At 66.1% G+C, this 23,116-nt stretch carries 20 protein-coding genes and 1 pseudogene; 9 read left to right on the top strand and 12 right to left on the bottom strand.

The features are described 5' to 3' along the window. Positions 1–138: 138 nt before the first annotated feature. A complete protein-coding gene (gene dnaE / locus OG936_RS39360) occupies positions 139–3,735 on the bottom strand; it encodes a DNA polymerase III subunit alpha (RefSeq protein ID WP_331755433.1) in 3,597 nt (1,198 codons plus the stop codon). A 306-nt stretch (positions 3,736–4,041) separates the two neighbouring features. Here dnaE and OG936_RS39355 point away from each other — a divergent pair, with 306 nt between their 5' ends. Then, positions 4,042–4,983 (top strand): LysR family transcriptional regulator, encoded by a 942-nt coding sequence (locus tag OG936_RS39355; RefSeq protein ID WP_331755402.1) that lies wholly within the window; start codon positions 4,042–4,044, stop codon positions 4,981–4,983. Between the two features lie 59 nt (positions 4,984–5,042). Here the strand turns inward: OG936_RS39355 and OG936_RS39350 are convergent. The 6 genes and pseudogenes from OG936_RS39350 to OG936_RS39325 all read right to left on the bottom strand — a co-directional run. Then, a pseudogene (locus tag OG936_RS39350) lies at positions 5,043–5,267 on the bottom strand (Tn3 family transposase); the annotation flags it as partial. 107 nt (positions 5,268–5,374) lie between these two features. Beyond that, positions 5,375–5,716, bottom strand: a complete 342-nt coding sequence (locus OG936_RS39345; RefSeq protein ID WP_331755432.1) for a transposase — start codon at positions 5,714–5,716, stop codon at positions 5,375–5,377. Positions 5,717–5,788: 72 nt separating this feature from the next. Further along, positions 5,789–7,177 (bottom strand): group II intron reverse transcriptase/maturase, encoded by a 1,389-nt coding sequence (gene ltrA, locus OG936_RS39340; protein ID WP_331755400.1) that lies wholly within the window; start codon positions 7,175–7,177, stop codon positions 5,789–5,791. Between the two features lie 682 nt (positions 7,178–7,859). Next, positions 7,860–8,891, bottom strand: a complete 1,032-nt coding sequence (locus tag OG936_RS39335) for an IS3 family transposase (protein WP_331755399.1) — start codon at positions 8,889–8,891, stop codon at positions 7,860–7,862. A 20-nt stretch (positions 8,892–8,911) separates the two neighbouring features. Then, entirely contained in the window at positions 8,912–9,295 is a 384-nt protein-coding gene (locus OG936_RS39330) for a hypothetical protein (protein ID WP_331755398.1), read from the bottom strand. A gap of 187 nt (positions 9,296–9,482) precedes the next feature. After that, positions 9,483–9,938, bottom strand: a complete 456-nt coding sequence (locus tag OG936_RS39325) for a PDZ domain-containing protein (protein WP_406500876.1) — start codon at positions 9,936–9,938, stop codon at positions 9,483–9,485. Between the two features lie 650 nt (positions 9,939–10,588). Here OG936_RS39325 and OG936_RS39320 point away from each other — a divergent pair. Beyond that, positions 10,589–10,720, top strand: coding sequence for a hypothetical protein (locus OG936_RS39320; protein ID WP_331755396.1), 132 nt, complete (start codon positions 10,589–10,591; stop codon positions 10,718–10,720). 135 nt (positions 10,721–10,855) lie between these two features. Here OG936_RS39320 and OG936_RS39315 read toward each other — a convergent pair whose 3' ends face one another. Continuing rightward, positions 10,856–11,605: an IS6 family transposase gene (locus OG936_RS39315; protein ID WP_406500892.1), complete on the bottom strand. Its 750-nt coding sequence runs from the start codon at positions 11,603–11,605 to the stop codon at positions 10,856–10,858. A gap of 501 nt (positions 11,606–12,106) precedes the next feature. On the opposite strand from OG936_RS39315, the gene OG936_RS39310 reads away from it, so the two are divergent. Continuing rightward, complete coding sequence (locus OG936_RS39310; protein ID WP_331755394.1) at positions 12,107–12,520, top strand: beta/gamma crystallin domain-containing protein; 414 nt, start codon at positions 12,107–12,109, stop codon at positions 12,518–12,520. Between the two features lie 179 nt (positions 12,521–12,699). Here the strand turns inward: OG936_RS39310 and OG936_RS39305 are convergent, their stop codons facing one another. Then, positions 12,700–13,059, bottom strand: coding sequence for a helix-turn-helix domain-containing protein (locus OG936_RS39305; RefSeq protein ID WP_406500890.1), 360 nt, complete (start codon positions 13,057–13,059; stop codon positions 12,700–12,702). A gap of 158 nt (positions 13,060–13,217) precedes the next feature. Between OG936_RS39305 and OG936_RS39300 the strand changes: the two genes are divergently transcribed. The 3 genes from OG936_RS39300 (at position 13,218) to OG936_RS39290 (ending at position 16,247) form a co-directional block, all read left to right on the top strand. Then, entirely contained in the window at positions 13,218–14,609 is a 1,392-nt protein-coding gene (locus OG936_RS39300; protein WP_331746122.1) for an IS1380 family transposase, read from the top strand. Positions 14,610–15,880: 1,271 nt separating this feature from the next. Next, entirely contained in the window at positions 15,881–16,105 is a 225-nt protein-coding gene (locus OG936_RS39295; RefSeq protein ID WP_406500875.1) for a hypothetical protein, read from the top strand. A gap of 16 nt (positions 16,106–16,121) precedes the next feature. Further along, positions 16,122–16,247, top strand: a complete 126-nt coding sequence (locus tag OG936_RS39290; RefSeq protein WP_406500874.1) for a hypothetical protein — start codon at positions 16,122–16,124, stop codon at positions 16,245–16,247. Between the two features lie 308 nt (positions 16,248–16,555). On the opposite strand, the gene OG936_RS39285 is transcribed toward OG936_RS39290, so the two are convergent. Then, the gene (locus tag OG936_RS39285; RefSeq protein WP_331755391.1) at positions 16,556–16,822 is read right to left on the bottom strand and encodes a hypothetical protein; all 267 of its coding nucleotides are present in this window, start codon (positions 16,820–16,822) and stop codon (positions 16,556–16,558) included. A 111-nt stretch (positions 16,823–16,933) separates the two neighbouring features. Here OG936_RS39285 and OG936_RS39280 point away from each other — a divergent pair, with 111 nt between their 5' ends. Continuing rightward, positions 16,934–17,416 (top strand): GNAT family N-acetyltransferase, encoded by a 483-nt coding sequence (locus OG936_RS39280; protein ID WP_331755390.1) that lies wholly within the window; start codon positions 16,934–16,936, stop codon positions 17,414–17,416. A 144-nt stretch (positions 17,417–17,560) separates the two neighbouring features. On the opposite strand, the gene OG936_RS39275 is transcribed toward OG936_RS39280, so the two are convergent. Together OG936_RS39275 and OG936_RS39270 are read right to left on the bottom strand one after the other, a co-directional pair. Beyond that, entirely contained in the window at positions 17,561–18,814 is a 1,254-nt protein-coding gene (locus OG936_RS39275) for an IS256 family transposase (protein ID WP_331755389.1), read from the bottom strand. Positions 18,815–18,870: 56 nt separating this feature from the next. After that, on the bottom strand, positions 18,871–19,875 hold the full coding sequence (locus OG936_RS39270; RefSeq protein WP_331755431.1) for a TSUP family transporter: 1,005 nt from the start codon (positions 19,873–19,875) through the stop codon (positions 18,871–18,873). Positions 19,876–20,624: 749 nt separating this feature from the next. Here OG936_RS39270 and istA point away from each other — a divergent pair. Together istA and istB are read left to right on the top strand one after the other, a co-directional pair. Beyond that, the gene (gene istA, locus OG936_RS39265; protein WP_331755388.1) at positions 20,625–22,169 is read left to right on the top strand and encodes an IS21 family transposase; all 1,545 of its coding nucleotides are present in this window, start codon (positions 20,625–20,627) and stop codon (positions 22,167–22,169) included. A 74-nt stretch (positions 22,170–22,243) separates the two neighbouring features. Beyond that, complete coding sequence (gene istB / locus OG936_RS39260; protein WP_331755387.1) at positions 22,244–23,083, top strand: IS21-like element helper ATPase IstB; 840 nt, start codon at positions 22,244–22,246, stop codon at positions 23,081–23,083. Positions 23,084–23,116 lie beyond the last annotated feature (33 nt).

Genomic DNA, 23,116 nt, shown 5'->3' with positions numbered 1-23,116 from the left:
CCCGGCGGCATCCCCCGGGTTCTCTGTAGTGGTGGGGCAATTGCAGGTCAGCCTTGCAGTGCGAAGTGCGCGAGGAGACGTTCCTTCTGGTTTTGGATGTCCGCAGCTCGATGGCATCCCACCTGGCGGTCCTTGGCATCATGCGATGCCCGCCCATGCTTCAGCTCCGAAGGTGCCTTTCACGTCGGAGGCGATGGTGGTGGCGTCCACCCTGGCTTGCAGGGCGTAGACGGTGGTCTTCCGTGTGCCACGGACGCTGAGACGGACTGGGCTGTCGCCCGGGTGGGCCGCGAGGATTCTCTTCAGTTCGCTCACGGACCGCTCCGTGACCCGGTGGGCGGGGAGTTCAAGTCGTACGGGAGGTTTCCCGCCGTGCTCGGCCGAGGACACGTCCAGCATCGTCAGTTCTCTGCCGAAGATGTTCACCGTACCGTCGCGGTCTTCGATCTTGCCTCTAACGGAGATGACGTTGTCTTCGGCCAGCGCGTGTTGCACGAGCTGGTAGGAGGCAGGGAAGAAGAGGACCTCGATGCTGGCGTCGCGGTCTGCGAGGTTCACGATGGCCCACGCGTTGCCCTGTTTGGTCATCTTGAGCTGGATGCCGGTGATCAGCCCGGAGAGCTGGATGTCTCCGGTGGTGCGGCCGGAGGTGAGAAGTTCGGCGATGGAGCAGTCCCGGGCTCCGGTGAGGATGTGCTCGGCGCCGTCCAGTGGGTGGGCGGAGACGTACAGGCCCAGCATCTCGCGTTCGGTCGCCAGGAGCTGGCGGCGGGGCCACTCGGTGTCGTCGATGGGGAAGTCCAGGCCGAAGGCCGGTCCGTCGCTCCCTTCTCCGCTGAGATCGGCGAAGAGGTCGTCCTGACCGAAGCTGGCCGCCTTCTTCACGGGAATGATGGCGTCGATGGCGTCCTCGTGGATGGCGGTCAGGCCCTTACGCGCATGTCCCAGGGAGTCGAAGGTGCCGGCTTTGATCAGGGATTCGACGGCCCTCTTGTTCAGTGCGGGCAGGTCGGCCTTGTCCAGAAAGTCGGGGAAGGAAGTGAACTTCCCCTTACTGCGGCGGGCACCGACAATGGCCTCGATGACATTGTCGCCGACGTTGCGTACGGACCGCAGTCCGAACCGCACGTCGTCGCCGACGGCGGTGAACTCTGCGACGGACTCGTTCACGTCGGGCTGGAGGACTCGGACGCCGTTCTTGCGGGCGTCGGCGAGGTAGATCGCGGCCTTGTCCTTGTCGTCACCCACCGAGGTGAGCAGGGCGGCCATGTATTCGGCCGGGTAGTTCGCCTTCAAGTACGCGGTCCAGTAGGAGACGAGGCCGTAGCCGGCGGTGTGGGACTTGTTGAACGCATAGCCGGAAAACGGGAGCATGACGTCCCACAGCGCCTTGATGGCTTCCTCGCTGAATCCGTTGCCCTGCATGCCGTCGTGGAACTTGTCCCACTCGGCGGCCAGCACCTCCGGCTTCTTCTTGCCCATCGCACGGCGCAGCAGGTCGGCGCCGCCGAGGGTGTATCCGGCCAGTTCCCGGGCGATGGCCATGATCTGCTCCTGGTAGACGAGCAGATGAAAGGTGTTGCCGAGGATCGGCTCCAGGGCGTCGCGCAGCTCGGGGTGGATCGGGGTGATCTCCTGGCGGCCGGTCTTACGGTGCGCGTAATTGGTGTGTGCGTTCGCCGCCATGGGGCCGGGGCGGTAGAGGGCGTTAACCGCGGCGATGTCTTCGAACCGGGTGGGTTCCATCTGTTTCAGCAGGACCCGCATGCCGCCGCCGTCGAGCTGGAACACACCGAACGTATTGCCTTCGGCCAGCAACTGGTAGGTCTTGGCGTCGTCCAACGGGATCACGACGGTGGAGGGGTCGCCGTCCAGGGGGTCCACGGTGGCCAGGTTGATGCCACGGTTCTCGCGGATGTTCTCGATGGCCTGATCGATGACGCCCAGGTTCCTCAGCCCCAGGAAGTCCATCTTGATCAAGCCCATCGCCTCGCACGACGGGTAGTCGAACCCGGTGATCTTCACGCCGTCCGAAGCACGCATGTGCAGCGGGATGCGGTCGGTCAGCTTCGTCTTGGAAAGGATCACCGCAGCGGCGTGGACACCGGTACCGCGGGTCAGGCCCTCCACCCCCCGCGCCGTGTCCATGACCCGCTTCACGTCCGGCTCGTTCTCATACATCTGCCGGAGCTCGCCGGCCTCGCCATACCGCTCGTGAGAGGGGTCGAAGACGGCTGCCAGCGGGGCTGACTTGCCGTTCTGGTCCGGCGGGAGCGCCTTGGTGATCCGCTCACCGTGGGAGTAGGGGTAGCCCAGGATGCGCGAGGAGTCCTTGGTCGCGTTCTTGGCCTTGATCTTGCCAAACGTGTTCACCATGGCGGTGTACTCGTCGCCGTACTTCTCGGTGACGTAGCGGACCATTCTGTCGCGCTGGCGGTCGTCGAAGTCGAGGTCCACATCCGGAGGGTTGATGCGCTCGGGGTTGAGGAACCGTTCGAACAGCAGGCCGTGCTCCAGAGGACACAGTTCAGTGATGCGAGTGGCGTAAGCCACGATGGAGCCGGTGGCAGAGCCACGGCCCGGGCCGAGGGGGATCTTGTTCTCCCGGGCGTGGCGGCAAATGTCTGCCACGACGAGGAAGTAAGAGCTGAAGCCCATGGGGCCGATGACCGTCATCTCGGTCTCGAAGCGGTCCAGGACGTGCTGGGGAACCGGGTTCCCGTAGCGCATCGCCAGACCCGCGAGGACTTCCTTCCGCAGCCACGACTCCTGGGTTTCGCCCTCGGGAACGTCCGGAAACTGCGGCATCTCGTCGACGTAGTCGAAGACCTCGTCGTAGGACTCGATGCGCTCGGCGATCAGCAGGGTGTTGTCGCAGGCTTCGGGAAGGTCCGAGAAGAGCCTGCGCATCTCGGCGGCGGTCTTGAGGTAGTAGCCGGAGCCGTTGAAGCGGAAGCGCTTCGGGTCATCTTTGTTCTTGCCGACACCGATGCACAGCAGGCTGTCGTGGGCGTCGGCCTGGTCCTCGGTGACGTAGTGCGCGTCGTTGGTGGCCAGGAGAGGGATGCTCAGCTCCTTGGCCAGCCGCAACAGGCCGTCGCGGACGTTGCGTTCGATATCCAGGCCGTGGTCCATCAGTTCCAGGAAGTAATTCTCGCGGCCGAAGACCTCCTGGTAAGCCGCAGCGGCGGCCTTCGCCTCGCCGTACTGGTTCAGCCGCAGCCGGGTCTGGATCTCGCCGGAGGGACAACCGGTGGTGGCGATGATGCCCTCCGGCCGCTCAGCGATCAGCTCGCGGTCCATGCGCGGCTTACCGACCGGGAACTGTCCCTCATAGCTGGCCTGCGTGCTGAGCCAGAACAGGTTTCGCAGGCCCTGAACGTTCCGCGCCCACATGGTCATATGGGTGAAACGGCCGCCACCCGAGACGTCTTTCGATCCCTCACCGTCATCGCTCACGGCGCGGCGGCCTCCCGGCCCCCAGAACTCCTGCTTCCGGCCGAAACGGGAGGAAGGCGCTACGTACGCCTCGATACCGATGACCGGCGTGATGCCCTCGAAGCCCTTCGCGACCTGCGCGAATTCATAGGCGCCGAACATGTTGCCGTGATCGCTCATGGCAATCGCAGGCATCTGCTGCCGGGCCACCTCGCCGAACATCGGCTTCAGCTTCTGCGCACCGTCCAGCATCGAATATTCGGTGTGATTGTGCAGGTGAACGAAAGAATCCGGCACGGGTGAGTTGCCTCCGCGGTGAGTAGGAAGCCCCACCCCGACCAGAGCCGCGATGGTGACCTTGCCAGCGACCGACCGCACCGGCATCGGCATCGGCAGATGGGCGGGCTACTCGGTCCGTCGCGGTGTGATCGCGTGGACGGGGTGACAGCAGTGTCGAACCTGCCTGGGCAATCGCCCCCTGTCGCACTACCCCGCAACACCACACATTGACCAGAGACATCAAAGCGGCCAGTACGCAAGGGAATCAAACAACCATTTCACCCCTATAACTCAACCATTGGTTGATCACCTAGGATGGCCAGCGTGGACCTCACTGCCGTGTACACCTTCGTCACCGCCGTAGACGAGGGACAGTTCCAAGAAGCCGCTACCAGCCTGTCGATCACCCCGCAGGCCGTCTCCAAGCGCATCGCCGTGCTGGAGAAGGACCTCGGCGTGCAACTGTTCGACCGCACAGCGCGTGGGGCCCGGCTGACGATCGACGGCCAGGCGTTCCTGCCCCACGCCCGGGCTCTCCTTCAAGCCGAGGAGCGGGCAGCCGCTTCCGTACGACCAGGCACCCGCCCGCTACGCGTCGACGTGATCGGCCGACAGCTCTCTCTGGCAGGACTGCTGCGTGACTTCCATCGCGCGCACCCCGACGTCGACCTCGATGTGGTGACCCTCTTGGACTCCTCGGCGGCCATAGCCGCCATCCGGTCCGGAACGATCGACGCGACCTTCCGCGCCGTCACCATGCCCGGGCGACAACTCCCCGACGGCATCGAGGCCACCCCGGTCTTCGACGAGCCCCTCCATCTGTTCACCGGACCAGCTCACGAGTTCGCTGCCGCTCGCAAGGTCACCCCCGCCCAGCTCGCCGGGCGTCGGATCTGGATGCCCGGCAACGTCCCCGGAACCGAGTGGGCCGCCTACTACGACGAACTCGCCACCGCGTTCGGGCTCACCATCGACTCGATCGGCCCCGACTTCGGCATTGAGCCCCTCCTCGACACGATCGCGAGCTCCTCGACGCTGGCGACCTTCGTCAGCGAGCAGACCCCTCTCGTCTGGCCCGCCGGCCATGACCTGAGGCGCATCCCCCTACACAGCCCGATCCCGGTCTACCCGCACTCACTGCTCTGGCGCACCGACAACCCGCACCCTGCCCTCACCGCGCTCCGCACCCACCTCAGCTCCGCATACCCCGGACGCCCCGAAGGCGATATCTGGACACCGAAGTGGGCTCAGCACCCTCCAAGTTAGGCTGGCGACATCAACGCCACGAGCCGACAGCCGGAGGAGACGTTGGGCGCCTCGCTTCCCTACTCCTCGTCGTCCTCGTCCAGGCCGACGGTGTCCGGGTCGCGCAGCGGCCGCAGCCCGTCGCCCGGCTGGGAGGCGGTGAAGCTGTAGGGGCCCAGAACGTTCAGATTCTTGTGCTTGAGCGGCGACACCCGCGCGACATCCTCGCCCCTGATCTTGGTTCTCTCCGCACGGAACTGGGCGACGGCGGCGTCGATGTACCTGGTCGTCCAGAGCACCACGGACTCTGCTGCGCAATTCGTTCAGGCGGAGAGTCGGTAGCTGAGTCGTTCGAGCCTGCTGTGGCGGGGACGATCGAGGGGGTCTGTGGTCCAGTGCGCGTCGAGCCTGATCACGTTGAGTGCGGTGGCGGAGAAGGCGTGTTGGAGGCGGACTTTCGGTAGGCCGGGTAGCGGGCCCGGCGAATGCCGGTGATGTCGAGGGCCTGGTTGATGGTGCCCTCGACGCCGGCGCGCGGGGCGTACTTGTTCTTCCAGGTGTCGGTCTTCTGCTCGGCGCGGGCCCGGGCGAGGTTCTCGTGGAGTTCCTCGGGTCGCAGGGTGAGCATGCGGCGCCCGGTCTTCGAGGTGGTGCACTGCTTCTGGAAGGGGCAGTCTCGGCAGGTCAGGACACTGAAGGCGGTTGAGTCGGCCTGAAGCGCGGTTCCGGTGTTGCCACCGGCCCGTTTCTCCAGGCCGCTCTCCGAACCCGGCGTACCCGTCTCCGAGTACCGGGCTCTCCACAGTTCCTCTCGTCGGACTGGTTGTCAGGCTGTGGGCCAGGGGCTGGGGATCGTGTCGCCCCGGTAGCGGTACCGGGTGATCGCCGGTGTCCGCGCCAGGTTGATCAGTTCGACCCCGTCCGCGGTGATCGGCAGCCATGACCCGTGAGGGCCAAGGAGCCGGCTGCGGACGTCCTTCGAAGACCAGCGGTGCATTGTCTTGAGCCACATGATCACGCGATGCCAGAGGAAGGCCCCGAGCATGCGGAACGTGTGCTTCGCGACGGCATGCCGGAAGTAGTTGGCCCAGCCGCGCATGATCTGGTTGAGCCGGATCAGCACTTCCCTGGGGTCAGCGTGTGACGTCCTGCGGGTCAGGGCACGGATCTTGTCCTTCACCGAGCGGACGGGCCGCGCGGCGATGAACGCGTAGACGTACCACTTGTTGCTTCCCCGTTTGCGGCGCCGCCGGATGCGGAACCCGAGGAAGTCGAACCCGTCCTCTATGTGCGCGATTCGGGTCTTGGCTGGTGACAGCCTCAACCCCAAAGGTTCGAGCACGGAGGCTACTTCGCCCTGGAGGGCCGCCGCATCCTCGGCAGAGCCATGCACCATGATCGCGAAATCGTCCGCGTAGCGGACAATTCGCCAGTTGGGCAGGCCATGCCGACGACGCTTGCGACGCGGGTACTGGCCATCCATCCGCCCGCCGGGCAGCCAGTCGCGGTGCAGGTGCTCGTCGAGCGCCGACAACGCGACGTTGAAGATCAGCGGGGAGAGGATGCCGCCCTGCGGGGTGCCGGTGTGGGTGTCCCTTCGCTGGCCGTCCTCATTGAGGATGCCTGCCTTGAGGAACGCCTTGACCAGCGCCAAGACACGCTTGTCCTTGACCCGTTTCCGCACGGCGCCCATAACGGCGCGATGGGAGACGTTGTCGAAGGCCGCTTCGATGTCGGCGTCCAGCACCCAGTGATATCCCTTGGAGCCGAAACGCTGGATCTCCGCGATCGCGTCCTGAGCCCGCCGTTTGGGCCGGAACCCATAGGAGACCGGCAGGAAGTCGGCCTCGAAGATGGGTTCCAGCACCAGCTTCAGCGCGGCCTGAACGGTCCGGTCCGCCACCGTGGGAATACCGAGGCTGCGAACCTTTCCCGACCCGCCCGGCTTGGGGATCTTGCGCTCCCTCACCGGCAGGGGCCGGAACGCGCCGGACTTCACGTCCGAGCGCAGACCGTCCAGGAACCCGGGTGCTCCAATATCCCGCTCGACGTCGGTGACGGCCACACCGTCCACGCCGGCGGTTCGGGCTCCCTGGTTGCCCGCGACCCGGTCGAACGCCACGATGAGCGTCGCCGGGTCATGAACGAAATTGAACAGGTCGTCAAACCGGCGGCCGGGGTCGGCCACCGCCCAACGGTGAAGCTTGGCCTGCATCTCCAGTACCCGGCCGAAGGGCCCCGCTGGGGATCTCCTTCCGGAGCGCCGCCGTTCGGCGGCGCGTCTTCTGGCATTACAGCATCCTTCCCTTCATGGAACTACTGCCGCCCTTCCCCTTGCTCCGGGCTCTCCCCGGCTCTGAGTACTACGGCGGCTCCGCCCCCTCCCGCACCGGTCGACCGACGGTGGGTCCAGCCTCGAACTCCGCGCTGGCGGCGCGGACTCGTGACGGATGCGGGAGGGTTCCCGTGTTCACTGCTGACCGTTCGTCGCAGGAGGTGCCCGACTCTGTCCCGGCGGCATCGCCACGGTTACGCCGCAGGCATTCACCGTGGCCTCCCGGGCCTGCATCTACAGACCTGCCCGAGAGTTCCCCGCTCCCGTACTGCGGAAGCGGTTGCGCACCGCCATCCGGCCCAGATCCGCCAGGTTCGAGCCGGTGACTCATTACGGGACGTAAACGCCGGTTCCTCTCGTACACCTCTGCGTCTCGCTCGCCGGACCCGACCCATCTGGCAGTGCTGGACCGTCCCGGCTTTGTCACGGCTGCTCTCGCCCTTGCCGACGCCTCTCGGTTCAGGCTGCCGTCAGCTACGCTCGCCCCGCTGCGACGGGGCTCGCGGTGCAGGTCTTCCACCTCCACTCGGTCAAGCAGCGCTTTGCACGGCGCACGAAGATTTCAAGTCCAGTGAGACGGTTGTGACGCTATGAGAGTCTGTGGTGCGGGCTCTCTACGCTTGGCCGGGTCGTTGATCCAGGCGGTCTGGGGTATTGCGGGTGGTCTGGGGCGGCGGCCGAAGCGTTCGGGGTGGCGGGCGTATGCCTCGGCGAGGGTGACGGCGCGCTGGTCGCGGACCTCCTCGGCGGTCCCGAAGTGGACGGAGGCGGGCGTGTGCCAGCCGATGCCCGAGTGCCGGTGCTCGTGGTTGTAGTACGTGAGGAAGGCGTCGAACCACTCGCGGGCGTGGGCGAGCGAGTCGAACCTTTCCGGGAAGTCCGACATGTACTTCGTGGTCTTGAACTGGGCCTCGCTGTAGGGGTTGTCGTTGGAGACCTTCGGTCTCGAGTGCGAGCGTGTCACGCCCAGATCGATGAGCAGCTGGGAGACCTTCTTGGAAGTCATCGAGGTGCCGCGGTCAGCGTGCACGGTCTCGGGCACGATGCCGTTGCGGGTGATGGTCTCGCGGATCAGCTCCTCGGCCCGCCCGGCGGACTCGGCCCGCTCGACGGTGTGGCCGACGATGTACCGGCTGAAGATGTCGATGATGACGTAGGCGTGATACCAGACACCCTTCTCGGGACCGGCCACCTTGGTGATGTCCCAGGTGAACACCTGCGACGGGCCGATGGCGACCAGTTCGGGCACCGTCCTGGCCGGATGGGTCGCCTGGCGGCGGCGCTCGCCGGTCTGGCCCTGCTCCCGCAGGATCCGGTACATCGTGGAGACGGAGCAGTGGTAGCGCCCGGCATCCAGCTCGCGGGCCCAGATCTGTGCGGGCGGCAGTTCGGCGTATTCGTTGCTGTTCATCAACTCCAGTACCGCAGCCCGTTCTTCGGCCGTCAGGGCCGACGGCTGCATCTGCGGGGCACGTGTTCTGCGTGGTGGTGCCGGCCGGAGCAGACGGTAATGCGTGGCGCGGGAGCGGCCGGTCAGCCGACAGGCGGCCGTGATGCCCAGTTGAACCTCGACGCTGGTGAACGCCTCGTCCACGACAGGGTCGGCGGCAGGCTTCAGTCCGCGCTCTCGGAGATCATTTCCAAGAGCGCGGAAGCTTTTCCCATCACCTCGAGTGCAGCCTTGTTCCGTGCCAGGTCCCTCTGCAACCGCTCCACCTGCTGCCGCAGCTTTTCGTTCTCCACCTCCGCGGCGGACTTCTTCGCACGGGCCGGGCTGGTCCGGCGGTCGACCAGGTTTTCCAGGGCCCCGGCATCCCGGGCGGCCCGCCACTCCTTGACATGCGAGTGGTAGAGCCGTTCCCGGCGCAGGACCGCACCCTTCTCGTTCCTGGGCGCGGAGTCGTACTCTGCGACGATCCGCAGCTTGTACTCCGAGGTGAAAGTGCGGCGCTTCGACCTCGGCGCCGACTCGGACCCGACGGGCTCTGTGCCGGCCATAAGGGACGGTTCTCCTGTCGTGCCCTCTCAGGCGAACCCCGCAGAACGGGATGTCTCACCCAAGGCTGACAGAGAGGGCTTCGCCCCGCCGGATAGATCCAACGGGGCGAAGGAGCCGGGCCCGAATTCGTCAACAGCATCTTGGACGGGAACGGGCCACACCATGTGGGGTGTGTCGCCTGTGAGGTTACGGTTCCGGGTCCAGGGGGATCTGCAGGGTGACGAGCGTGCCGCCGCGATTGACGGTCACGGGATAAGTGGCGCCGGACCGCTTGCCGCTCAGGACGTTGTCGAGGTCGTTGACGGTGGGCGTGAGGACTCCGTCGACCTCGATGATGCGGTCACCGGGCAGCAGGCCCGCGGCTTCGGTGTTGCTGCCCGGGTCAACGGAAAGTACGCGCACGCCACCGCCGGAGGGGCTGGTGTTGCGGAGGTTGGCCGCGATGATGCCCTGGATGCCGGGGGTGATCTGCACGGTGAGCGGCTGTGTCACGCCGTCCACGGTGAAGGTGCCACTGAAGGTTCCCCCGGCCAGGGGAGCGTCGGGGTCTGCGACGACGTGGACGGTCCACGGCCGGATGAAGTCATAGGTGCCAGCTGTGAGCTGAGCCGTGGCGGACTTGCCGTCAGGCGCGATGCTCACCGGGCACCCCATACCGGTGCACCGCAGGTCCAGTCCGACGATGCGGGTGTAGGGCGGCGCCTGGATGGTGATGGTGCTGGGCCCGGGGTGACGCTGCCCGTCCGGGGGATAACTGACGGTCCCGGCAGGCCCGCCGGCGTCCAGGGAAGGGACGTTCTGCTGCGGCGGTAGGGATGTGAGCCGGCTCGGCGCGGATACCACGGCCGATGCGGTGAATGCGCTGGCAGGCGCAACCGCTGCGGCCGTGAGCATTACGGTGCCCAGAGCAACAGCGCTGCATACCCGGGCGGATCTACGGATCATCAGGGGCCCTTCGTGATCGACGACGCCACAACCGTCCCAGCCACGCCCCAGTCATACGCATATGAACACGCTCAAACCACCCAATGAGTCCATCAGCCTCCCCCGCAGCTTCTCAACGGACGGCGGCACCCTCCCGAACAGATACCCAGCCAGCACCAACACCAGGAACTGACACCACGTCAGTGACATCACCCCCGCTGACACCAGACCGGCACATCGCACCTGGAGGAGATCGGCATCGTGCCGCTGCCGCCCGAGGAGGATGCGCCCGCGAAGCCGTCCAAGGGTGGCTCAGGGGCGTTCGAGCGGGGCGTGGTGGCGCGCAGTACAAGGCCCGCACGGGCTCTGTGACGGTCTCCAGGGGGCACGTAGAGGCGTTGCCGGACGGGAGCGACGCCCTGTCGGACGAACTCGCCGCCGGAGCCAAGGCTGTCGTGCTGCACTTCGCCCAGGCCGCCCAGGCCCCTGTACAGCGCTAGGACGGCCTCTCACTCGTTCCGCCCGCCGCGCCCCAGCGACCGATGAAGTCGTCCAGCGCGCGGCGTGGCGTTGTCACGTTGTCGGGAGTATAGGCGTCTGGCGGTACGTCAGGGCGTGGTCGAGGCGGCTGTCGGTCAGGCCGTGGCGGGCAGGCCGGCGGCGCCGGTGATCTGGTCCCAGATCGTGAAGCGGACGGTCATCTCGAGGCGGTGGTCGGGTGCGGTGCGGTGGTAACGGCAGGGTCGGAAGTGGGGCGAGATGCCGCTGAAGGCGGCCAGGAATCTTTGGGCGCCACCGACGCTGCGGAAGCCCTTCATCGCGCGCTCGCGCTGCCTGGTGGGCTGGTGCGAGTTCTCCGCCCGGTTGTTCAGTCCTTTGTGGGAGCGGTGCTCGACCGAGGGCATCACCTCGCGGTGGGCAGCGCTGTAGGAGCGGAGCTTGTCGGTGACGACCACCCGCGGCACCGTGCCGGTCTCTTTGAGGAGTCTGCGGAAGAAACGCCTGGCCGCGGCCTTGTCGCGGCGGTTCTGGATCAGGATGTCGAGCACGTTGCCGTCGACGTCGACGGCCCGCCACAGGTACTTCATCTCGCCGTTGACCTTGATGAAGACCTCGTCCAGGTGCCATTTATCGCCGGGCCGAGGACGGCGGCGCCGCAGGCTGTCCGCGTAGGCCTGGCCGAACTTCAGGCACCACCGGCGCACCGTCTCGTAGGACACCATGACGCCGCGCTCGAGCATCAGCTCCTCGACCTCGCGGAAGCTGAGCGGGAACCGGAAGTACAGCCAGACGCAGTGGGAGATGATCTCCACCGGGTACCGGTGCCCCCTATACGACGGCAACGCACTCTCCGCAGCAAGACCCTCCCGAGCATGATCAACCAGAAGAACATCCCATGCCGTCAGCCAACGTGACAGCGCCCGCCCCACCGTGCTCCAGTGGCACCCGCGTCAAACCCTGCATCAACTACCCCTCCAACAGACCAAACATCCCAACAGGCACTCAAACCGACAGCCGATCACACCAGCCACCACGAGGGAGGACGAACCGGGAAACTCATTCCCCCCTGCCCCAGCCGCCCCGTCGCCGCACGCCCCTCCCCGGGAGATCCAGCCAAACCAACCACCCAACTGCCCGCTGCACGGCGGGTGCAGGGCGCCCGCCACTTCCGACTCGGACACACGGGTAGAAACCCGATAGGCCCGTTCACTCGAAGAGTGGTTCTTCATACGCCGCCCCGGCCCCTGGGCGAGTCGCATCGTTGCAGGTCAGGAACACTCTTCGCGTTTCCGATCACGTGCAGGGCTCCCCCACCACGTGAAAGCCGAGCGTAGTTGGTGTGTAACGGTTTGTACTCCTTCTCCCGAATATGAGAGTGAGAGAACATGAAGCTGCCCGTGCGCCGCTCCTTGGGTGTCGCTGCCGCCGCCATGGCAGTGCTGGCCGCCACGGCGGTACCCGCCACGGCCGCCTCCGCCGCAACCACGCCCATCACTGCGGCTCCGGCTGCAACCGCGCCCGCCATGCCGTACATCAACCGCACGGCCTGCAACGAGACCAGCTACGTCGAAGTTCACAACAACAACGGCAAAGACCAGATCTGCTTCGCCAACGCCGGACAGACGGCCGTCGCTATCTACGGCGTCAACTGGGTCGAGTCGGGGAACAACGTTGTGACCTTCCAGTTCCAGCGGAGCTTGAACAACTCTCGCCTCGAAAGCGTCACGCTCCAGAAGTGGTCTACGTGGCAGGCTGGTCAGAGCCCGGTCCACAAGATCATCTCGATCAAGATCCACTAACCTCGTCCTTTCGTGACGGCCCGTCGGCTTCTGCGGCGGGCCGTCACGGAGTATTGGTGGCCAGGCTGATAGCCCGGCTATCACGTCAAGTAGGTGCCGGGTTCCACCGCAGGTCTGCTCGAACCTCCACCGTTTCGGCTGCGGGACGAACCCCGACCGACCTGGACTGCGACACGTACTTAATCCGCAAGACAGGAAGCCTCAACCACTACGAGCCCGTCCCCGCCACGTGGCTCAAGCAGGAACTGGACCGCCACGCGGTGCAACGTCGACAACGATGGGGCCTCACCCCCATCACCTCCGTCGGCCAGCCGGCGCCGCAGCTCGGCGACATTCCCGCCCACCCGGCCCAGCAGCGCCCACGCCATATCCGACACCGCGTAGCCCTGGCGGACCCCGGCCTCCGCCTGGCCCGTCGCCTTGGCCCGCTCCAGCCAGCGCCACACCGTACGCACCGACACACCCGACACGTCAGCGACCGCCCGCACATGCTGGGACGTCAATTCCCCGGCCTGATGTCGCTCCAGAAGACGCCGCACCACCAACGCTCTGGGCAGCCCGGCCGGGCGCCTCAGCCTGGATCCACCGGCTTGACGTCTGTGGATGACTCTCACGGAAACGAGGAAGTGCCTTGTGACCTGCGATGATGGGGTTTCTCTAGGACCACATCAGGCACGATCGACAAGGCACTTCCGAGATGCAATCTTCCCATGCCGCCGCGATGGTCTCCGCACGGTTCGATGACCCGAATCTCGTCGCGTACGGCGGGCTTGAGCCGGTGGCGCGTCTGGCCGAGCGGTGCGGACTGCCCGCGCTGGTCGAGGGCCTGGTGAAGCTGCCGGTCTCGAGGGACGGCACGGGTTCTTTCCCGGCGGCGAAGGTGATGTCGCTGGTCGGCGGCATGGTCGCGGGTGCGGACAGCTTCGATGACATGGACCGGTTGCGGCACGGCGGACTGTCCCGGCTGTTCACCGGGGTGCGGGCGCCGTCCACGCTGGGCTCGTTCCTGCGTTCCTTCACCCACGGTCATGTGAAGCAACTGCATGCCGTGGCCCGGCGGTTCCTACCCGCCCTGGCCGCGCACACCGGGCTGCTGCCCGGCGCGCAGGCGGTGGCTTATGTGGACATTGACGACACGATCCGCCGTACCTACGGCTATGCCAAGCAGGGTGCCGGTTACGGATACAGCAAGGTCAAGGGCCTGAACGCGCTGCTCGGGATCATCTCCACCCCGCTCGCCGCACCGGTGATCGCTGCCACCCGCCTGCGCAAGGGGCCCACGAACTCGGCACGCGGTGCGGCCGGGTTCGTTGCCGAGACCATCCGCGCCGCCCGCACCTGCGGGGCCGGCGGCCTGCTGATCGTGCGTGCCGACTCCGCGTTCTACGGCGCTGACGTGGTGAACGCCTGCCGGGCCGCGGACGCCCGGTTCTCCGTCACGGCGCGGATGAACGCCTCGGTCAAGACCGCCATCGCGGCCATCGGCGAGAGCGCGTGGACGGCGATCAAGTACCCCAAGGCGGTCTGGGACGAGGAGGGACAGTGCTGGATCTCGGACGCGGAGATAGCCGAGACCACCTACACCGCCTTCACCTCCAAGCCAAAGAAACAGCAGGTCACCGCCCGATTGATCGTGCGCAGGGTGAAGCGGCTCAACCCCGCGGCCCTGCCCGAGGGACAGGGCACGCTCTTCGATACCTGGCGCTACCACGCCGCGTTCACCGACTCCCCGCTCACCCTGATCGACGCCGAGCGTGATCACCGACGGCACGCCGTGGTGGAGCAGGTGATCGCGGACGTCAAGAACAGCGCCTTCGCGCACGCCCCCTCCGGGCACTTCCAGGCGAACGCCGCCTGGCTCACGCTCGCCGCCCTCGCCCACAACCTGACCCGCGCCGCCGGGGCCCTGGCCTGCGCGTTCCATGCCCGCGCGACCACCGCGACGATCCGCGACCACCTGATCAACGTCCCCGCACGTCTGGCCCGCTCAGCACGCCACCTCACCCTCCACCTGCCCCAACACTGGCCCTGGGAAAGCGAGTTCATCCAGCTGTTCACCGCCACGCACGCGCCACCACCAGTCGGCTGACGCTCCCTGAAACGACCCGCCCGAGAGGGCCCGATACCTGCAGACACGTGGAAAAGCTGGGCAGACCAGCGGACACCCGACACCCGAAACCACCGGTCAACTCCGCGAGGACCAAAAATCCGCCGAAACCCTCACCCCGAAATCCACCCGGTGGATCCAGGCTCAGTCCGGTTCCTGTGTCCCGCTTCATCCCCCGATCAAACCCGGCACACCACCACCGACCGCATCAGAACTCTCGAACCTGAGACAGCATCACCTGCCATGAGATAAAGCCCCACGACAGCGATCCCCCACCAAGATCTCTCGCCCTATGACAGTGACAACCCCCACCACCGACACCCCACTGACCAGCGCTGAAAGACCACAGGCCCAAACCAGCACTACTGACTCTCACTACCACCGACACCAAACCGAGAGATCGCAATCGACAACAGCCGCCGAAGGGCCGACAAGCTCACCCCTGAACGGCGCGAGGCGCTGTCCGCGCTCGGCATGCCATGAGGGGGAAGCGGGAAGCCCTTGGGTGAGCAGCCAGCGCTCCCGGCCGCCGCTCTGACCTCGGAACGGGTAGAGCAGTTGTCCAAGGTCGGCATGCGCTGGACGTGATGGGCATCGCCATCACTGCAATTAACACGCTCGCGGCCGGCTAACTTTCCAGACGGCTACGCCCCCTGGGAACACCTGGGCAACTAGGAAGCCGCCGAGCCTGCCCCATCAGGGTGTGGGCCTGGGGGACTGTATCCAAATGGGGTGGAAGCGCATATGACAGCAAACCAGGGTACTTCGCGCACTGACTCGACAACCGGACAACCGGACACCTCAGACGAAGAACAGCCCAGAGGCGGTGAGCGTCCCTTCTTGCAGCGTCCTCAGGGGGTGCTTGCGATTGTAGGCGGAGTGGTAACCATCGTTGCCGGGATCCTCGGACTCCTGTTCTTACTGTTCCCCGATATCCAGCCCGAGCCAACCCCTGAGTCAGCCCTTGAGCTGGTGGACTTCGACATTGATAAGGAATCGGAAATCCGGGCAGACTGGCAGATTGACGAAGGCTCCTTAGGGAAAGGGGTAATTGAAGATTGGAAGGCATCTCTCGTTACAATAATCCTCAGAAACAAAAGCAATAATCCCGTTCTAGTATCGCAAGCCACATTACACTTTAGGTCGATAAGCACATTGGGCTGCCCGTATGGTGCGGGGGGACCGAATTCTATGCCCGGTATGACATCAAGGTCCCTGTAGAAGCACGCACGCCCTTCGATAAGGTTCGCAAGATGAAGTACACCGTTCCGCCTCACAAGCAGGAGCGGGTGGCCTTCACCGTCGGTCAGAAATTGGTCGGCGATGGATCCCTTCCACGCGTCTACATTTTCAAGATCACTCTCGACCTTGATGATAAATCTCACATCGAAGTCCCAGAGATGACATACATGGACTCTTCATTCACCGAGTTCCGCACTTTGGAATGCCGAGGATGTAATGAAGGGGGACGACAGTGAAGATATGGAACAATGCGTGAAGGAACAGGCGCGCAAGGCGCGGAAGCTCATCAAGGACTCCGACCACGTTTCGCCCGAGTTGAAGGAATACAGCGCAAAGCTCAACCAACTCACCAACGACGCTCTCCGCACAAAACCCTGACTACGACGTCCAGCTCCGTAGGCAGGGAGGAGCGGCCGGGCATGTTCAACGCCTGGAGGCGCTCGCCAACCGTAAACGGCCTCCGCCGGTAGACCTCTGAGACAGCGACAGGCGTGTTCGTCGGTCTCCTGATGGGCCTGCCAGCGCTTCTGCAGTTCCTTGCTCCATCCCTTGGGCGGTAGCCAGTCGATGCCCAGGCGGCAAGCTGGGCCATCGTGTAGCCACCGTTGGATGTGCGGGCGGCCTCGATCTCTTCGGGTGACAGCAGGTGTGTCATGTGGGGATCAGCGATTCGCAGGGCCTGGTTGTCACCCGCCGCCGTGCTCCCGCCGTCCGTTGATGAGCTTGCCCAGCGACATGGTGGCGCGGTCCAGTTCGACGAAGACGTGCGGCAGGTTCTGGAAGCACAGGTGCAGCACGGCGTCCGGGACGAGCAGACCGCCGGCTCCCAGCGAGTGGGCGACGTCGACCTCCCAGTCGCCGACTTCGCCCAGGGCCGTGCCGAACTCGGTGTCCGGCTGAAGATCGCGGGAGAACGCGATGGCCGTGTCGGGTGTTACGGGAGCAATTGTCAAAACCTGTGGGTCGAGTCGTTGGTGTTGTGGCTGAGCGTGGCGGTGACGGCGAGGGCCATCGGGCTTGGAAACCAGTAGCGCTGTTACAAGTGACCGGTTGAAGATGGCGGCATGGATGCGCAGCAGGTGGCCTTGCGGAAGATGACGCCGGCGGAGTATCACGCGGCGACTGAGCATCGTGAAGCCGAGTCGGCTCGTGTGCTCAGCAAGTTCATGCCGGCAGAGCTGGCGCGAGAACGGGTCAGGCACGGCACGGCCAAGTTCCTCCCTGACGGCCCCGACACAGCCGGTCATCAGCTCGTGATGGCGGAGAACGGATCAGGCGAGGTGGTGGGGAACGCGTGGATCGGTCCGGATCCGGGCCAAGCGTCGGGCACCGCTAGCTCCGCGTGGCTGTACGACATCAACGTCTTCGAGCCGTTCCGACGCCGTGGATACGGATCCGCCATCCTCGCAGCCGCCGAGGAGCTCGTCGCTCGCGAGGGCAAGACAGCGCTTGCCTTGAATGTCGTCGGAGGCAACGAGGCGGCCATCGCAATGTATCGCCACAGCGGCTACGAAGTGTCGTCGATGTACATGCGCAAGAACCTGTAAGGGCAAGAACGGGTGGGCGACATCCCTCAGGCGACCAATATTCTTGCTGCTTAGCGGTAGGCCCAGGTGCCGGGACAGGGTGCGGGCCCAGGGTTGTCTTCCGCACGTCGGGCAGCCCGTTAGCCAGAACCGCGAGGGCTCCGGTTATGCCGCCACCGCCTCGGGGCGCTCTATGAGCTGGCCGCGTTCGAAGCGGGCCCCGGCGCGGACGAGCGGGACGAGGTGGGCGCCGTTGACGGCCCGCCAGCGGGCCTGGGCGGACTCGACGAGCTTGAACACCATCGCCAGGCCAGCGGCGCGGGAGCCAGCGCCCTTGGTTACTTTGGTGCGGAGCCGAACGGTGGCGAAGGTCGACTCGATCGGGTTGGTGGTCCGCAGGTGGATCCAGTGCTCGGCCGGGTAGTCGAAGAACTCCAGCAGGACGTCCTGATCGTCGGTGATCTTCTTGACGGCCTTGGGAAACTTCGCGCCGTAGAGCTTGGCGAAGGTCTGAATGGCCCGCTCGGCGTGCTCGCGGTCCTCGGCGTTGTAGATGTCCTGGATCGCCTTCTTCGCCGCGGGCTGGGCCGACTTCGGCATGGCGTCCAGGACGTTGGCCGTCTTGTGAACCCAGCACCTTTGTTCGCGGGCGGTGGGGAAGACCTCGCGCAGGGCCTTCCAGAACCCGAGTGCGCCGTCGCCGACCGCGAGGACCGGGGCGCGCATGCCCCGTCTCGCGCAGTCCCGCAGCAGCCCAGCCCACGACTCGCACGATTCCCGGTAGCCGTCGGCCATGGCCACCAGTTCCTTGGTGCCGTCCGCACGCACGCCGATGACGACCAGGACGGCGGCCTCGGCTTCGTCCAGGCGTATGCGCAGGTGGATGCCGTCGACCCAGACGTAGACGTAGTCGGTGCTGGACAGGTCGCGCTCCTGGAAGGCGGCGTGGTCGGCCTGCCACTGGGTGGTCAGCCGGGTCACGGTGGCCGACGAGAGCCCGGCGGAGGAGCCGAGGAACTGCTCCAGCGCAGGCACGAAGTCCCCGGAGGACAGGCCGTGCAGGTAGAGCAGCGGCAGCACCTCGGCGATCTTCGGGGACTTGCGGCACCAGGGCGGCAGGATCGCCGAGGAGAACCGCTTGCGTTCGCCAGTGGTCTCGTCGACGCGCTTGTCGTTCACCCTCGGAGCCTTCACCTCGATCACGCCGGCGGCGGTGGTGACCTTCCTGGGCTGGTGGTAGCCGTTGCGGACCACCAGCCGCCGCCCCACCTCGTCCCGCTCGTGGGCCAACTCGGCGATATAGGTGTTGACTTCTACTTCCAGAGCGGCGGCCAGCATCCGCCTTGCGCCCTCCCGGACGATCTCGTCCAGCAGGGAGCCTTCTCGCGCAGTGCCGTCATCGCTGACTACGGTGAGCACAGGGCGTGCCTTCCCGACCGACGCTGCAACGTCGGCCTTGCTCGGTGACCTATCGATCAATCACCCGGGAAGGTACGCCCTCCCGAGCCGATCCACAGGATCTGAGCATTCCTCTCATCCGAGCCTGCACGAACGGCTGGGGCGGCGTAACTGTCCCGCGTGACGAGAACCAGGCACAGGCCGGTGAACAGAACCAGAGTTGTGACACTGGCCACGACCATGCCCGGCGTGAACGGCACCAGCAGTAGAGTGCTGGCCAGTTCGACGCCGATCAGGATAAAGAGCACAACCCGGATCGCGATCGGGGTCAACCGGGTACAGATCCATGCACCCAGCGGGGCGCCGACGGCGACCACGGGAGCGGCGGCCACCCAGTATCCGACCACCGGACCGGTGAAGTCCTCGTTGACGAACACGTGGGTAAGGAACGCGGCGATCGACACCACCGTCATCATCACAACCGTCGTCGGAGTGGCCACCTTCTCCGAGATTCGGAACAGCAGCACCAGCAGCAGGAACATCACGCAGTTCTCACCCACCCCGACCACTCCGCTGACGACACCACCCGCGAACCCCCCGATCAGGACCAGATTCCGCTCTCTCCGCGTCCACACCGGAATGGCAGCGTTGCGCCGATAGCCCCGTTGACGCAGCTGGATGAACAGCGCGACCGCGAGCGCCACCAGCAACATGGTGAACAGCGCTCGTATGGTCGGCAACGGCACCAGCGGCGCGAGCAGCGTCGCGCTCAGTACTACGCCCGGTACCCCGGCGACCGAGCCGTAGAACACCGCCCGCCGCTCCACGGGTACTTTGCACAACAAGAGGGACAGCGAGGCAGCCGTCATGCCGACGGACTGAATGGCGAACGTGAAGGTCCGGGCCTGATCCGGCGGGACGGAGAGGACCTTGGTCAAGATCGGGAACGCCACCGCGCCGCCGCCCTCACTCGTTCCACCGCCCACCAGCGAACCGAACACCATCGTGAGCGCCACCCGCCAGTTCTCGGCGAGGACATCGAAGTAGCCGGAGCCCCACACCATGAGCCAGAGCAACCACACCACTCCGGCGAGCAGGACGTTGATCACCAGTACCTTGGGCAACCGCCATCTCCCCGCCACGACTTCCCCTCTCGTCTGAGAGCAGCGCCTGCTGGCCGCTCCCTCCCGAACCAGTTTCTCGGCGGGGACGGGAAGGTTCCGTAGAACGTCACCGGTGCGCATGATGGGAGAAAGGGGTAGCACCACTCGACGCGGGAGACGACCCCACGCAGCGCGAAGACCGCCACGGGCACAACGCCGGTCGTTGCTGGCATCGACGCGGTTCGCGCTCGCAGATCCGTCACTTCTTGTCGACTCCCAGCGCCCACAGCACGGTGAGACCCACCTGCGGGCGGAGGACGGCGTCGATGCACCGGGCAGATTGGTCGGCTCGGCCGATCCAGGCGGCCATCGTCGGCTTGGCAGCCTGGCGGCCGCCGGGACGGGATCTCCGTGGCGAGCGGTCACGGCTCGGCAGGGCCCTCTGAGCGGTGCCCCTGGAAACGGCACCAGATGCCACGGCCGAAACCGGAATGTGGGGCTGCGGTCAGTAGACGATCGACACGATCTGGTGACAGCGGACGGCGCAAGATCTTTGTAGGCGGACAAGTCACGTCCTGATCTGCGGACAGTTGATCTCCCTTTTCGTGGACCCATTCGTGTCGATTCCGAAGAGGTGATTCCTCCGGGGGTTGGCTCGGTGCTGCCTGGCAGCGAACCAACTCATCCTCCGGAGGGATTGGATCGTGAAGAAGTCTGACAGGGAGATCATGGAAATCTTCGAGGCTCTCGACGCCACCGAGTGCGCGCATTCAGCGGCTGCGCTGGCGGGGGTCGATCCGAAGACCGTCCGACGGTACGCACGAATGAGGGATGCGGGTCGCCCCACGAGCGGTCCGATGAGCCGGCGGCCGAAGTTGATCGACCCGTTCATGCCGAAGATCGAGGAGTGGGTCGAACGCTCACAGGGCACGGTGCGGGCCGACAAGCTCCACGAACGCCTCCAGTTGCTGGGGTTTCACCGGGGACGAGCGGACGACGCGGCGGGCGGTCGCGCGGGCGAAGGAACGCTGGCGGGCCGGCCACCTCGTACTTACCGGCCGTGGGTCACCGAGCCCGGTCTCTGGTTGCAGTTCGACTGGGGATGGGGCCCGAAAGTGCCTGGTCCGGACGGTGGAAGCGAGCGCGAGACGCTCCTGTTCTGCGCGTGGCTGGCCTGGTCCCGCTTCCAGGTGGTGATCCTGGTCTGGGACCGGACCCTGCCCACGGTGATCTCGTGCATCGACTCCACTCTGCGGGCGATCGGCGGGGCACCGACCTATGTGCTCACCGACAACGAGAAGACGATGACCATCGACCGGGTCGCCGGGATCGCGGTCCGTCATCCTCAAATCGTTGCCGCGGGACGTCATTACGGCCTGCAAGTACACACCTGTGTCCCGTTCGCCCCCGAGTCCAAAGGGGGCAGTGAGGCCACCGTCCGTATCGCGAAGGCGGACCTGATCCCCACCTCCGCGAACCTGCGGGAGAAGTACGGCAGCTTCGCCGGACTCCGCGGGGCCTGCGCGGTCTTCTGCCAGCAGGTCAACACTCGCGTCCACCGCGAGACGAGCAGGACCCCGGCCTCCGCGTTGGACGTCGAACGCACCCGCCTGCACCCACTGCCCGTGGCCCCTCACACCCTCGCGCTCGCTGAGTCCCGTCAGGTGCTGCGGGACCAGACCGTCCGTTTCGGCTCGGTCCGGTACTCGACCCCGCCTGGCCTGGTCGGCCAGGAAGCCTGGGTCCGCGCGGACGGCGAGGAACTCGTCGTGGTGGTGGACCTGTCCCGGCTCGCGCACCGGCCGGAGTGGATGCAGGGTCCGGCCGGTCTGATGGAAGTCGCCCGGCATCCGCTGTCCCTGCCCGGACGGCCCGTCATCGACCTGGCGCACTATCCGAACCATCCGCAGGAGACGGACGGCTCCTTGCGCCAGCCCAAACCGAAACCCGGCAACGATGCTGAGGAAGCATTCCTTCAGCTCGGCCCCGGGGCGAAGTCCTGGCTGATCGAGGCCGGCGCCGCGGGCACCACCCGGATCCGGGTGAAGATGGCCGCCGCCGTCGAGCTCGCCGCCCTCATCGGCCCTGCGGAGGTCGACCTGGGCCTGGGTCTCGCGGCGACCGCCGGCCGGTTCGCGGAGGACGACCTGATGTCCATCGTCCAGCACCGTCGGCACGGCACCCGCCCCGCCGATCTCGTCGTCGCCGACGAGACACACTCCGTCCAGCCCGGCACCTCCGCCTGGGCCGACTTCGGCCGCCCGGCTTCCTGATCCGCCGGTCCCGGGCCGCGTCGCGGCCCGGGACCGGCAAGCCCAAACAGTCCACCGCAGAAAGGAAGTTGATGATGACCACCACCGTTGTTGCCGATCCGCCCGAGATCGTTCCAGCCCCGTCCCCGGTTCCTCCGTCGCCGACACCGCCGCCGATCCCCGCCGAGCTGGAAAGCGTCCTGAAGCGGATGAGGTTTCCGTACTTGCGCCGGGCGGCCCCCGAGGTCCTCGCCAAGGCCCGCTCGCAACGCTGGGACCCAGCCGAGGTGGTCCGGATTCTGCTGGAGGAAGAGATCAAGGGCCGGGACGAGGCCAGCCGCCGCAACCACCGCCGACTCGCCCAACTACCGTCCGGGAAGACCTTCGGCTCCTGGCGGGAAACGGATTCCTCGATCCCGGCGCCGACCCAGCACGCGCTGATGACGCTGGAGTGGGTCTCCCGGGCGGAGAACTTGGCGGTTGCCGGGCCCTCCGGCACGGGGAAGAGCCACCTCGCCGAGGCCCTCGCGAACAAAGCGATCGACGAAGGCATGAAGGTCTGCTGGTTCACGCTGGAATCGCTGACCGCTCACCTGGGCCGGGCAACCGTCGACAACACCGTCGCCAAGGCCGTCGCGAAGATCACCCGGTGCGACCTCATCATCGTCGACGACATCGGCATGCTTCCGTCCGGACAGGCCGCCGCCGAGGCGTTCTACCGCGTCATCGACGCCGCCTACGAACGCCGGTCGGTGATCGCCACCTCGAACCTGCACCTGTCAGGCTTCGATTCGATCATGCCCAAGACGCTGGCCACCGCCACCGCCGCCGTCGACCGGCTCCTGCACCACGCGCACATCGTCCTCACCGAAGGCTCCAGCCTGCGGCTGACCCAGGCCACCACCGGCCAGGGCGTCGTCCCACTGAGCGCGTGAACCGGTACCACCAGGGCCCCGGCGTCCCGCCCC

This window comes from Streptomyces sp. NBC_00846 (genome assembly GCF_045207325.1).
Taxonomy (GTDB): domain Bacteria; phylum Actinomycetota; class Actinomycetes; order Streptomycetales; family Streptomycetaceae; genus Streptomyces.
The sequence above is the reverse complement of the archived record's forward strand: the minus strand, read 5'-3'. Positions and strand labels throughout refer to the sequence as shown.

What these genes read in the sequence shown, in the direction of transcription:
- ltrA (WP_331755400.1), bottom strand. Translation starts at nt 7,177, where the DNA reads ATGCAGGCCAAGCTTCACCGTTGGGCGGTGGCCGACCCCGGCCGCCGG.
- OG936_RS39330 (WP_331755398.1), bottom strand. Translation starts at nt 9,295, where the DNA reads ATGGCCGGCACAGAGCCCGTCGGGTCCGAGTCGGCGCCGAGGTCGAAG.
- OG936_RS39310 (WP_331755394.1), top strand. Translation starts at nt 12,107, where the DNA reads ATGAAGCTGCCCGTGCGCCGCTCCTTGGGTGTCGCTGCCGCCGCCATG.
- OG936_RS39300 (WP_331746122.1), top strand. Translation starts at nt 13,218, where the DNA reads ATGCAATCTTCCCATGCCGCCGCGATGGTCTCCGCACGGTTCGATGAC.
- OG936_RS39295 (WP_406500875.1), top strand. Translation starts at nt 15,881, where the DNA reads ATGAAGTACACCGTTCCGCCTCACAAGCAGGAGCGGGTGGCCTTCACC.
- OG936_RS39280 (WP_331755390.1), top strand. Translation starts at nt 16,934, where the DNA reads ATGGATGCGCAGCAGGTGGCCTTGCGGAAGATGACGCCGGCGGAGTAT.
- istA (WP_331755388.1), top strand. Translation starts at nt 20,625, where the DNA reads ATGGAAATCTTCGAGGCTCTCGACGCCACCGAGTGCGCGCATTCAGCG.
- istB (WP_331755387.1), top strand. Translation starts at nt 22,244, where the DNA reads ATGACCACCACCGTTGTTGCCGATCCGCCCGAGATCGTTCCAGCCCCG.